Below are 12,998 nucleotides of genomic sequence, written 5' to 3' on the forward strand. Positions count from 1 at the left end.
TCGTCTCACCGTGATCCCCCGAGGCTAACAGGCGTCCCCAAGGAGCGTCGCCATGACGCCAAAGGGGATTCCTATGTTCAACCGCTCGAAAGCGGCGCTTCTGCGTCGCGCCAGCCTCTTGGCGATGTCCGCTGTCGTGGTCTCTGGCGTCGCTCACGCCGATGAGGCCGTGGCTCAAGATCCCAACGCCGTCAGCAACGTGGTCGTCACCGCCCGCCGTCCCCTGGCCGAGAGCCAGGCCGCGGCGATGCAGATCCAGAAGAATTCCGACTCGCTGATCAGCGTCCTGTCGGCCGACGCCATCGGCGACCTGCCGGACCAGAACATCGCCTTCGCCGTCGGCCGTCTGCCGGGCGTGGCGATCGAGCGCGACCAGGGCCAGGCCCGTTACGTCAACCTGCGCGGCGCGCCGGTCTACTGGACCACGCTGTCGTTCGACGGTCTCAGCGTCGTCAGCCCTGAGGGCCGTGCGACCCGCTTCGACAACATCCCGTCGGCGATCGCCAGCCTGATCACGGTCGAAAAGGCCATCGTCCCGTCGATGCCGGGCGACACGGTCGCGGGCAACGTCGACATCCGCACCCGTCGCGCCTTTGACTACAAGGGGCAGAAGATCACCGGCAAGCTGGGCGTTGGCCGCGTGAAGCTGGGCGGCGGCGACGAGCTGGACAGCAACCTCGTCTATTCGAACGTGTTCGGCGACAAGCTCGGCATCGTGGCTCAGGCCTCGTACTATTCGCGCGAGATGGCGACCGACAACTGGGAGACCGATCCCTATCTGTCGAACACGGTCGACCCGAACAAGCACTTCGCTCGTGAACACGAGAACAAGCACTATCGCCTGACCCGTCGCAACATGTCGGCGTCGATCCGCGCTGACTACAAGTTCGACGACAACAACGCGATCTTCGTCAGCACGATCAACACTTACTATAACGACGACGAGCTGCGCGATAACTTCCTGATCCGTCTGGACCAGGGTACCGACGCGGCCGGCAACGGCTACACCAGCAACGCCTTCATCAATGGCAATAACCCCGTCGCGGGCACGGTCTATGGCGCGCGCATCAACGCCCGCATCGACTACCGCAACACCAAGGAAGGCATGTCCACCAACACGGTGGGCGGCGAGCATAAGTGGGGCAAGCTCGGCGCGTCCTGGCGCATGAACTACACCTACACCCAGGACGGCCGTGACACCCCGGCGACGTTGGCCTTCCAGAGCCCGTCGACCTTCTCGCTGCGTCCGACGATCGACTACGACTTCAGCAACCCCGACCTGAACACGATCCGCTTCTTCCAGACGGGCGGCACGACCACGGCGCGCGCCAAGGGCGCCCAGGTCACCAATATCGAAGACTTCCAGTTCCCGCTGCAGAGCGCCGGCATGCTAAAGGGCGGCGACTTCACGGGCGCCTACACCGCCAAGGCCGACTTCGACTATGAGAGCGAACTGTTCGGTCGCGAGACCAAGTTCGAGTTCGGCGGTCTGTGGACCTCGCGCATCAAGAAGTCGCGTGAAAGCAGCTTCACCCGCGCCTATTCGGGCACGGGCGTGCCGACCTGGGGTCAGTTCGCCACCAATATCGAGTATCTGGGCAGCCAGAACCTGAACTACGCCTTCCGCTACACCAACAAGGACTACACGATCAATTTCGTCGATGAGCTGGTGAAGACGGGCCAGGCGACCAAGGCTGATACGCGCACCAACTACTGGCGCCTGGGCGAGACGATCACCGCCGGCTATGCGATGGCCACCACCCGCTTCGATTGGGGCAACATCGTCTACGGCGTGCGCGTCGAGCACATCGAGAACGAAGGTCAGGCCTTCGTGAACTTCCCGGCCTCGGGCACGACCCCGGCCGGCCTGCGTCTGGTGAACGTCGCTAGCGACGACACGCTCTACTATCCGAGCGCGCACCTGAACTGGAACCTGCGCGAAGACCTGAAGCTGCGCGTCGGCCTCACCACCTCGGCCTCGCGCGCCGACTTCGACGACCTGCGCCCGAACTTCACCTTCAGCGACTCCAACCAGACGATCTCGGGCGGCAATCCGAACGCCAAGCCTGAGCGCCAGATGGGTATCGACACCTATCTGGAATGGTACGCCGACCGCGAGACCTTCGTGTCGGCCGGCGTGTTCTACAAGGACCTGAAGGACGTTCTGGTCCAGACCTCGAAGACGTTCGGTGACACCTCGCTGAACTCGGCCGGCGTCGATCGCTCGGGCTATGCGTTCAGCAGCATCGGCAACGCCGGCGAAGGCCACATCAAGGGCCTTGAAGTCTTCTTCACGGGCACGGCCGAGAGCTTTGTCCAGTCGCGCAACCTGCCGGCCTGGCTGGGCGGCTTCGGGACCCGTCTGTCGGGCACCTGGACCTCGTCGGAAGTCACCCTGCCGTCGGTCGGCGGCGTGCCGGCCCGCACCATCTCGGTGCTGGGCACCTCGGACGCGGTCTATAACGTCCAGGCCATCTACGAGAAGTACGGCCTGACCATGCGTCTGGCCTATCAGTACCGCACCCCGTGGGGTCAGTCGGTGGGCGAATACCGCGTGACCAACGGCAGCGTCTTCGCCTCGGGCAATGGCGATATCTTCTGGGATAGCGACGAGGAGCTGGACTTCTCGGCCCGCTACCAGGTCAACAACAACATCGAAGTGTTCTTCGACGCCAGCAACCTGACCAACGCCGGCGCCCGCCGCTACGCTGATCAGAGCCGCTACACGATCGAGTACGAGAAGTTCGGCCCGCGCTACGTCGCTGGCGTGCGCTTCAACTTCTAAAACCCGGCGCGCTCCCACGCCTGGCCCTGGCTTCCAGGGGCGGGCGTGGGAGGCCTCGCCACCGTTTGGGCCGGGGTTTCCTGGTCCGACATGAGCCAAGTGTTTCACCGGCGGCGTTTTGCCCCGGATGATCCTGAGTTTCGCGCCGGTTTCCCTGGCGTTCGGCGTTCACGCGCGTTAGCAGGGCGCCCATGATCCGCCTCGACAACATCTCCAAGCAAAACGGCCACCAGATCCTGTTCATCGAAGCCTCGATGGGCGTGCAGAAGGGCGAGAAGGTCGGTCTCGTCGGCCCTAACGGCGCGGGCAAGACCACGCTGTTTCGCATGATCACCGGCCAGGAGCAGCCCGACGACGGCATCGTCTCGATCGATGCGGGCATGCGGATCGGCTATTTCAGCCAGGACGTCGGCGAGATGTCGGGCCAGAGCGCGGTCGCCGCGGTGATGGACGGCGTCGGCCCCGTCAGCGCGCTGGCCGCCGAGATGGCCACGCTGGAGGCGGCCATGGTCGATCCGGACCAGGCCGACCAGCTGGACGCGGTCATGGAGCGCTACGGCGAGGTGCTGGAGCGCTTCCAGGAGCTGGACGGCTATGCGCTGGAGGCGCGCGCCCGCGAGGTGCTGGCCGGCCTCAGCTTCAGCCAGGAGCGCATGGACGCCGATGTCGGCCTCTTGTCAGGCGGCTGGAAGATGCGCGTGGCCCTGGCCCGCATCCTCTTGATGCGGCCCGACGGCATGCTGCTGGACGAACCGTCCAACCACTTGGACCTGGAAAGCCTGATCTGGCTGGAGTCGTTCCTGAAGAGCTACGACGGCGCGCTGCTGATGACCTCGCACGACCGCGCCTTCATGAACCGCATCATCGGCAAGGTGATCGAGATCGACGCCGGTTCGCTGATCACCTACTCCGGCGACCTTGATTTCTATGACCAGCAGCGGGCGCTCAGCGAGGCCCAGCGCCAGGCGCAGTACGAGCGTCAGCAGGCGATGCTGGCCAAGGAAATCAAGTTCATCGAGAAGTTCAAGGCGCGCGCCTCGCACGCCGCCCAGGTGCAGAGCCGGGTCAAGAAGCTCGACAAGATCGAACGCGTCGAGGCCCCGCGTCGTCGCCAGACCGTGCAGTTTGAGTTCCAGAGCCCGCCGCGCTCGGGCGAGGACGTGATCAGCCTGCGCGGCGTCCACAAGGGTTATGGCGAGCGGCCGATCTATCAGGATCTCGACTTCCTGGTCCGCCGCAAGGAGCGCTGGGCGGTGCTGGGCGCCAACGGCGCGGGCAAGTCGACCTTGCTGAAGCTGGTGGCCGGCGACACCAAGCCCGACCAGGGCGTGGTCAACATCGGGGCCAGCGTCAGGATGGGCTATTTCGCCCAGCACTCTATGGACCTGCTGGACGGCGAGGAGACGATCTTCGAGTCGATGGAGCGCTCTTTCCCGCAGGCAGGGCAGGGGGCCTTGCGCACCCTGGCCGGCTGCTTTGGCTTCTCGGGCGACGACGTCGAAAAGCCCTGCCGGGTGCTGTCCGGCGGCGAGAAGGCGCGTCTGGTCATGGCCAAGATGCTGTTCGATCCGCCCAATCTTCTGGTGCTGGACGAGCCGACCAACCACCTCGACATGGTGACCAAGGAGATGCTGGTCTCGTCGCTGGCGGACTTCGAGGGCACCATGCTGTTCGTCTCGCACGACCGCCACTTCCTGGCGGCGCTGTCGAACCGTGTCCTGGAGCTGACGCCTGAGGGCATCCACCAGTACGGCGGCGGCTACACTGAGTATGTCGCTCGCACCGGCCAGGAAGCGCCGGGGCTGCACCCGGGCGGCTAACCCAACCTGGGTCCGATCAAGGCGAATCCAAGGCGCGGGCGTTGCGACGTCAGTCCGTGCGCGCCGAGCCACACCGGCGGCGTTTCAACAGTCTTTCCGCCCCCGGTTTGGCCCCTGAGCCTCTGCGGCGCCCGCAGCGCGCATGTGGCCAAACCGGTCCGGAGCGACCGCAACGCCGCGATGTAATCGGTTACGAGCGCGAAACATGTCGCAAAAGCGACAGGAACGGCGGCGAACTTGCCGCGAGAGCGGCTTCGAATTCGCCGTCAGGTTGCTCCATTTATCATAAAAATATGCCTAAAAAGCCGCTTGAAAAAAGATTGCTAGCGCTGTCAATTGGGCATTGCGGCGATCAAAGACCAATGTTACCGCTAACTAGTCTTCCCTGCCTCGAATTTCGACTCGGGTAGGGAAGCGGGAAGAGCGCTCCGGAAATGCTTCCGGTTCGCAACAAAAACAGCGCCCCAGAGAGGGCTTTTATTAGGGGGAACGGCTATGAAGCGGCTTCGTCGCTTGCATGCGTCTGCCTCGTGCGTCGCCATCACGGCGGCCATGTTCGCCAGCCCGGTGCTGGCCCAGCAGGCTCAAGACAACACGGTTGATCAGGTCATCATCACCGGCATTCGGGCTTCGCTCGAGCGGTCGATCGAGATCAAGCGGACCAATTCGGGCGTCGTCGACGCCATCTCCGCCGAAGACATGGGCAAGTTCCCGGACACCAACCTGGCTGAATCCCTGCAGCGGATCACGGGCGTGTCGATCGACCGGACCAACGGCGAAGGCTCGCAGGTCACGGTTCGCGGCTTCGGCGGCGGCTTCAACCTCGTCACCCTGAACGGCCGCACCATGCCGACGGCCAACGTCGCCACGGTCGGTGGCGACCAGACTTCGGACACCGCCGGCGGCACCAGCCGTTCGTTCGACTTCTCGAACCTGGCCTCGGAAGGCGTCACCACGCTGGAAGTCTACAAGACGGGCCGCGCGGCGGTTCCGTCGGGCGGCATCGGCGCGGCCATCAACGTCAAGACCCGCCGTCCGCTGGATGGAAAGCCGGGCCTGACGGGCAGCCTCGGCGTCAAGGCCGTCTATGACCAGAGCATGGACAAGAAGGTCGACGACGGCGGCAGCAAGATCACCCCGGAGTTCTCGGGCCTGATCAACTGGGCCGACGACAGCGACAAGTTTGGCGTCGCCCTGTTCGGCGCCTATCAGAAGCGCGACTTCACCAGCCGCAGCGTGACGTCGAACGACTGGAACATCCGCACCTATGCGGACTTCATCAACCCGTCGAACGGCTTCGTCCGCAACGGCGGCGCCACCCAGATCACCGGCGCGCCGTCCAGCGGCTCGACCCTGGTCGCTATCCCGAACGACAGCCGCTACCACTTCTCGCAAGGCGAGCGTGAGCGGATCAACGGTCAGCTGACCGCGCAGTATCGTCCGACCGAGACCCTGACGGTCACGGCCGATGTTCTGTACGCCGTGAACAAGTCGTTCGAGCGCCGCAACGACAGCACCAACTGGTTCAACCGTCCGTTCGACAAGGTCACGTTCGACAACAACCCCGTCGTCGCGACCGCCGTGCTGCTGCAAGAGCAGCTCAGCGGCACCAAGGACATGGGCTTCGAGCAGCAGTACCGCAGCAACGAAGACACCTTGGAGTCCTACGGCCTGAACGCCGAGTGGGATCTGTCCGACCGTCTGCATGTCCGTCTGGACGGCCACATCTCGAAGGCCGACTCCGGTCCGCACTCGTCGAACGGCACCAGCTCGACCACCGTTTCCATCGGCGCGCCGATCGTTTCGGCGCACTCGGTGGATTACAGCGGCACGGTTCCGATCCAATCGATCACGATCAGAGACGCGGCTCCGCGCGGCAACGGCAACAACGCCCTGGACGCCGGCGACCTGGGCAGCCAGGTGGCCCGCACCTGGACCAACAGCCAGCAGCACGAAGTCAAGGAAATCCGCGCCGACGTCACCTATGACCTCGACGACAACGGCAGCCGCTTCGACTTCGGTTTCAACTACCGCACGTCGAAGATGAATCAGGCCGGCAGCTCGACGCAGCAGGATCTGGGCAGCTGGGGTATCTCGAACCCCCGCGACGTTGAGCAATTCGCGCCGGGCGTGGTCAAGGCCTTCTGCCTGGCCTGCCAGTTCAACGAGTTCGACCTGAAGCAAAGCGGCGCCGGCCTGGTGTCGTTCCGCGGTGACGCGATTGACCTCTACAACGCGATGTCGAAAGCCTACACCGCTCGCGGCAATGCGGTGTCGATCACCGGGCAAGCCAACAACCGGGTCGATGAAGACATCCTGGCCGGTTACGCCCAGGTGACCTGGAAGTCGGAACTGGGCGGCATGCCGGCCACTCTGGTGACCGGTGTCCGTTACGAGGAGACCGAGGTCACCTCGACCTCGCTGATCCGCACGCCCAGCGCCATTGTGTGGATCTCGGACAACGACTTCCGTCTGGACACCGCCAGCACCTTCTCGCCGCTGTCGGGCGAGGGCAAGTACTCGAACCTGCTGCCGGCCCTGGATTTCAGTGTCGATCTTCGCGACGATCTGGTCGGTCGCTTCTCGTTCAGCCGCACCATCGCGCGTCCGGACTACGGCAACCTGTTCGCCGCCAAGACGGTCGGTACGCCGAACCGTCCGATCGCCAACGGGGCCATTCCGCTGGGCACCAGCGGCAACCCGGATCTGGAGCCGCTGATCTCGGACAACTTCGACGTCTCGCTCGAGTGGTACTACAAGCCCAGCAGCTACATCACGGCCGGCTTCTTCGAGAAGCGCGTGAACAACTTCGTGGGCACCGGCACGTTCACCCAGAACCTCTTTGGTCTGCGTGACGTGAGCTCTGGTCTGGATGGCACGCGCTCGGGCCAAGCCCGCGCGCTGCTGACGACGATCGGGGCCGATCGCACCGACGTGAATCTGTTCACGATGGCGGCCCTGCTCCAGACCACCGGTTCGGCGGCGGCGGCCCAGGCTCAGTTCCAGGCCAACCGCGGCGCCTCGGGCGACCTCAACCAAGCCTTCGTGGATCAGATCCTGGCGGCCGTTGATATTGCGCCCAACAGCACCGATCCGCTGATGAGCTTCCAGGTCTCCCAACCGATCAACAATCGGACGGGCAAGATCCACGGCTTCGAAATTGCGGCGCAGCACTTCTTCGGCGACACCGGCTTCGGTGTGTCGGGGGCCTATACGCTGGTCCGCGGCGACGTGGCCTTCGACAACGGCGCGAGCCCGTCGCAAGATCAGTTCGCGCTGCTGGGTCTGTCGGACACGGCCAACGCGACGCTGATCTACGACAAGAACGGCATCTCGGCCCGCGTCGCCTACAACTGGCGTGACAAGTTCCTGCAAGCCACCAACCGTGGCGGCTCGCGGAACCCGGTCTATGTCGCGCCGTTCGGCCAGCTGGACATCAACGTCAGCTACGACGTGACGCCGAAGCTGGCGATCTCGCTGGAAGGCATCAACCTGACCAAGGAGAGCCTGCGGACCTACGCTCGTGATCCGAACCAACTGTGGTTCGCTCAAGAGCTGGATCGCCGGATCCTCCTGGGCGCGCGCTACCGCTTCTAGTCGGAAGTCTCTGGAAGCAAGGATGGGGTCGCCGCTTGCGGCGGCCCCATTATTCCTTTGAAGTCAGCGTTTCCAGAGCCCTTTAGCTTTAGATGGCATCATCTAAAGCGTTAAAACGGGCCCTGAATATATGATTTTAGAGCCTGTTTATCTGGTTTGGATGGTCTCATCCAAGCCAGACAGGCTCTAGCGTGGGTAGGCGTCCATGAACCGAGTGCTTCTCAACAATGTCGATCATGCCGATCTGCGCGTGATCGCCACTCACGGCGTGGCGTTCGGCGACGGCGTCAACCAGACCCTGCTGCTGCCCACCGAGTTCGAGGCGGCGCAGCGCGAGTATCCCATCCTGATCCGCAAGGACCCGACGGGCGCCTATCAAGCCGTGGCGCTTCTGGGCCTTGATCGGGACGAAAACCTGTTTCTGGGCGAGGCGGGCTGGAACGCCCGCTATGTCCCGGCCGTGCAGCGTCGCGGCCCCTTCTCGATCGCGCTCCAGCGTGACACGCCAGGCGGCGAGCCGCGTCCGATGATCCATGTCGATCTCGACCATCCGCGCGTCAGCGCCACTGAAGGCGAGCGACTGTTCCTGTCGGCCGGCGGAAATTCGCCCTACCTGCAATCGGTCAGCCAGACCTTGGGCCAGATCCACGACGGCCTGGAGATCGCCGGCCCGATGTTCGCGGCCTTCGAGCAGTACGCGCTGATCGAGCCGATCGATATCGAGATCAAGCTCGATGACAGCACCAGCTACGCCGTGCCGGAGGTCTACACCATCGCGCCGGACCGGCTGAACGCCTTGACCGGCGAGGCCTTGGAGCGCCTGCATCAGTCTGGCCTGCTGCGCGCCGCCCAATGGATCGTGTCGTCGATGGGCAATATCGAGGACCTGATCGCGCGCAAGAACCGCCGCCGGGCTGATCTGGCATGACCGCGCTGACGGCCCGACGGACGCTCGAAACCACGGTGGCGACGCCGGGCGAGATTCCGTTCGAGGCCGTCCTGGCCGGCCAGACGCCGATGCTGTTCAAGGGGCTGGTTCGCGACTGGCCCATCGTCCAGGCGGGGCTGCAATCGCCTCAAGACGCCCGCGACTATATCCGCGCCCATGATCGCGGCGGCGCGGTTGTCGGCTATAGCGGCGCGCCGGCGATCAAGGGCCGGTTCTTCTACGACGACACGCTGACGGGCCTGAACTTCAAGGCCGAGCGCGCGCCGCTCGATGCATTCCTGCGCCGGATCGAGGCGGTCGAGGGCCAGGCGGACGCACCCTCGATCTATATCGGCTCAACGGACCTGGACGCCTATTTCCCCAGCCTGAAGGCCGAGAACGATCTGGGTCTGGGACCAGAGGTCTATGGCCCGCAGCCGCCGATGGCCGGGATCTGGCTGGGCAGCCGCACGGTGGCGTCCGCCCACTACGACATGTCCAACAACATCGCTGTCTGCGCCGTGGGCCGGCGGCGTTTCACCCTGTTTCCGCCCGACCAGGTCGCCAACCTCTATCCCGGCCCGCTGGAGCCGACGCCGGGCGGCCAGGTGGTCAGCTTGGTCGACTTCGAGTCTCCGGACTTGGACCGCCACCCCCTGTTTCGCGAGGCCCTGGCCAACGCCCAGGTCGCTGAGATGGAGCCAGGCGACGTTCTGGTCTACCCCGCGCTCTGGTGGCATCAGGTCGAGGCCTTGGACGGCTTCAACGTGCTGATGAACTACTGGTGGAACACCACGCCCGCCTATGTCGACACGCCGATGACCACGCTGATGCACGCGCTGCTCAGCCTGCGCGACCGGCCCGACTTTGAGAAGCAGGGCTGGAAGGCGTTGTTCGACTACTATGTGTTCGGCCCCGCTGAACGGGCCGGCGCACATCTGCCCGAAGCGGCGCGTGGGCCGCTGGGCCCGCTTGATGATCTCAAGGCCCGACGCTTGCGCGCCTGGCTGCTCGACCGACTGAACCGATAGGCAAGGGGGAGGGGACGCCATGGAACCTCAAACGATCCGCAAGGTGGTGATCGCTGGCGGCGGCACGGCCGGCTGGATGGCCGCCGCCGCGCTGGCCCGTCAACTGGGCCCGCTGCTCGACATCACCCTGGTGGAGTCCGAGGACATCGGCACCGTCGGCGTCGGCGAGTCGACCATTCCCACAGCGCGGACCTTCAACGCCCTGCTCGGCATCGACGAAGCCGAGTTCATGCGAACCACCCAGGCGACCTTCAAGCTCGGCATCTCGTTCGAGAACTGGGGTGAGATCGGCGATCGCTACATCCACTCCTTCGGCCAGGTCGGCAAATCCACCTGGATGGGCGGTTTCCATCACTTCTGGCTGCAGGCCGTGGCGCAGGGCTTCGGCGGCGATCTCGGCGACTACTGCTTCGAGCTGAAGGCGGCCGAGGGCCAGCGGTTCTATACGGGCGAGGAGAGCCCGTTGAACTACGCCTACCATCTGGACGCCGGTCTTTACGGGCAGTTCCTGCGCCGCATGGCCGAGGCCGACGGCGCGCGCCGGATCGAGGGCAAGATCGCCAGCGTCCGCCAGCGAGAGACGGACGGCTTCGTCGAGGCGCTGGTCATGGAGTCTGGCCAGGTGGTCGAGGGCGACCTCTTCATCGACTGCACCGGCTTCCGCGGCCTGCTGATCGAGCAGACCCTGAAAGCGGGCTATGAGGACTGGAGCCACTGGCTGCCGACCAACAGCGCGCTGGCGGTCCAGACCCGCTCGACCGAGCCGGCGGTTCCCTACACCCGGGCCATCGCCCACCGCGCCGGCTGGCGCTGGAAGATCCCGCTGCAACATCGCGTGGGCAACGGGCTCGTCTACTGCAGCGATCACATCTCGGACGACGAGGCGATGGCGATGTTGACCAGCCAGATCGAGGGCGAAACCCTGATCTCGCCGCGTCTGATCCGCTACCGCACCGGCCGCCGTCGCAAGACCTGGGACAAGAACGTGGTGGCGCTTGGCCTGTCCAGCGGCTTCGTCGAGCCCTTGGAGTCGACCTCGATCCACCTGATCATGATCGGGATCACGCGCCTGATGCAGCTGTTCCCGTTCGGTGGGATCAGCCAGGCGGCGATCGATCGCTACAACCGACAGGCCGATGACGAGCTGGAGAAGATCCGCGACTTCATCATCCTGCACTACAAGGTGACCGAGCGGTCCGACAGCACGTTCTGGGACCAGGTGCGGACCATGGACATCCCCGACAGCCTGGCTCACCGCATCGCGCTGTTCCAGGAAAGCGCCCAGGTCTTCCAGGCGCCGGGCGAACTGTTCCAGGTCGACTCGTGGCTACAGGTGATGCTGGGCCAGCGGATCATGCCCAGGACCTATCACCACATGGGCCGGCTGATGCCGCCCCAGCAGCTGAAGCAGGCGCTGGACGACCTCAAGCGCAACATCGCCGGGGCCGTTTCGCGCCTGCCGCAGCACCAGGCGTTCCTGGATCACTATTGCGCCCCGCCGGTCAGCAAGAGCGCCTGATCGGGGTTGGCGCCTACTGCGGCAGCGGCGCGAACAGCTTCTGCAGGGTGGCGCCGATCCGCGTGGCGGCGGCGTCGCCCTCGGGCAGGCCCATGGCGCTCAGCTCGCCGCCGATGCGCCGGCCCACAGCCAGCAGCGGACGGCTGGTGACCTGGGCCTTGGCCAAGGCCTCTACCGCCTCGGCGTAGCGCGCGGCGTTGAGGTTTTCGAGCGCCCAGGCGCGAGCGGCCTTGCCGGTCTCAAGGCGCAGGGCTGCGTCCGCCACCAGGCGTTCCAGCGTGGAGCGCAGCTCGTCGACCACGATCTCGCCGTCGACCTTGAAGACGAGGTCGTCGGGCAGTTCGCCGTAGAAGCCGGCGCGCGCCACGACCGTGGGTCGCCCGCTCAGCATGCCCTCGCAGGCCGAACCCGACGCGCCCTCCAGCACCGGCTTGCGCAACGCGACCATGATGTCGGCCTCGTCGAGGCGGCGGTCGAGGGTTTCGTCGTCCACCGCGCCGTCGATGACCAGGTTTTCGAAACCCACCTCGGCCGCGACGCCTTCCAGGCGCGCGCGCTCTTCGTCGGAGATCGGGCCCACCAGGCGATAGACGCACGCCTTCAGCGCTTCTGAGCCACCCAGGGCCTCAATGACGTCGGCGACACGCTTGTTGGGGTTCATCACCCCGACCGTGGTGAGGGTCAGCTGCGACTTGGCCTTCGGCGCCCCCGGCGGAGTCGCGCGATCGGGGCAGCACAGCGGCGTCACCGCCACCGGACCCACACACGCAGCCTCCAGCTTCGGCGCATAGAAGCGCGCGTGCGCGAGGGCGGCCTCGCAGCGGCCCGCCAGCCATTCGGTCATCGGCACATGCTGGGCGATCTCGCCCATGTCCAGCATCTGGCCCGAGCGAACGGCCACCGCGTGCGGCAGAGCGTCCGGGCCGTAGGTCGCCACGATCTCGGCGTCGTGCCGGTGGTAGTCCAGGCCGTTGTAGTACAGCCAGCCCGAGAACAGGTTGTAGATGTAGAAGTCGTGGAAGATCCCCAGGCAAGGCGCGGCGTCCAGGATCGCGAACACGCCGGCGTGGAAGGGATAGTTGTCGCCGATATTGACGACGACCACGTCGAACTCGGCCCTCAACCGGCCCAGGTCATAGGCGCGCCAGTGGTGGACGGGCAGGGCGGTCGGGTGCAGCGGCTCGGCCGGATCGTTCTGGTCCTCGCAGCGCAGGATCTCGACCTGATGGCCTCGCGCGGCCAGGTGCTTGGCGACCTCGGCGCTGACGCGGCCGATGGACGAGCGCAGGACGAAGGGCGTCACCCAGCAGATCTTCAT

The 12,998-nt window shown here is 65.3% G+C and carries 7 protein-coding genes; 6 read left to right on the forward strand and 1 reads right to left on the reverse strand.

Translation table 11 applies throughout. From position 1 onward, the window contains the following. Positions 1-73 precede the first annotated feature (73 nt). The 6 genes from CA606_RS04945 to CA606_RS04970 all read left to right on the forward strand — a co-directional run bounded on the left by CA606_RS04945 (position 74) and on the right by CA606_RS04970 (position 11,680). A complete protein-coding gene (locus tag CA606_RS04945) occupies positions 74-2,785 on the forward strand; it encodes a TonB-dependent receptor (protein ID WP_096052135.1) in 2,712 nt (903 codons plus the stop codon). A gap of 191 nt (positions 2,786-2,976) precedes the next feature. Next, the gene (locus CA606_RS04950) at positions 2,977-4,605 is read left to right on the forward strand and encodes an ABC-F family ATP-binding cassette domain-containing protein (protein ID WP_096052134.1); all 1,629 of its coding nucleotides are present in this window, start codon (positions 2,977-2,979) and stop codon (positions 4,603-4,605) included. A gap of 495 nt (positions 4,606-5,100) precedes the next feature. After that, positions 5,101-8,202, forward strand: a complete 3,102-nt coding sequence (locus CA606_RS04955; RefSeq protein WP_096052133.1) for a TonB-dependent receptor — start codon at positions 5,101-5,103, stop codon at positions 8,200-8,202. A 205-nt stretch (positions 8,203-8,407) separates the two neighbouring features. Beyond that, positions 8,408-9,130 (forward strand): SapC family protein, encoded by a 723-nt coding sequence (locus CA606_RS04960; RefSeq protein WP_096052132.1) that lies wholly within the window; start codon positions 8,408-8,410, stop codon positions 9,128-9,130. Beyond that, entirely contained in the window at positions 9,127-10,161 is a 1,035-nt protein-coding gene (locus CA606_RS04965) for a cupin-like domain-containing protein (RefSeq protein WP_096052131.1), read from the forward strand. The genes CA606_RS04960 and CA606_RS04965 overlap by 4 nt, the downstream gene beginning before the upstream one ends. Positions 10,162-10,180: 19 nt before the next feature. Beyond that, positions 10,181-11,680 carry a tryptophan halogenase family protein gene (locus tag CA606_RS04970; protein ID WP_096052130.1) on the forward strand — a complete coding sequence of 500 codons (1,500 nt, stop codon included), beginning with the start codon at positions 10,181-10,183 and terminating at the stop codon, positions 11,678-11,680. 13 nt (positions 11,681-11,693) lie between these two features. On the opposite strand, the gene CA606_RS04975 is transcribed toward CA606_RS04970, so the two are convergent. Next, positions 11,694-12,998: a glycosyltransferase family 4 protein gene (locus CA606_RS04975; protein WP_096052129.1), complete on the reverse strand. Its 1,305-nt coding sequence runs from the start codon at positions 12,996-12,998 to the stop codon at positions 11,694-11,696.

The organism is Caulobacter vibrioides (assembly GCF_002310375.3).
GTDB classification, from domain to species: Bacteria; Pseudomonadota; Alphaproteobacteria; order Caulobacterales; family Caulobacteraceae; genus Caulobacter; species Caulobacter vibrioides_D.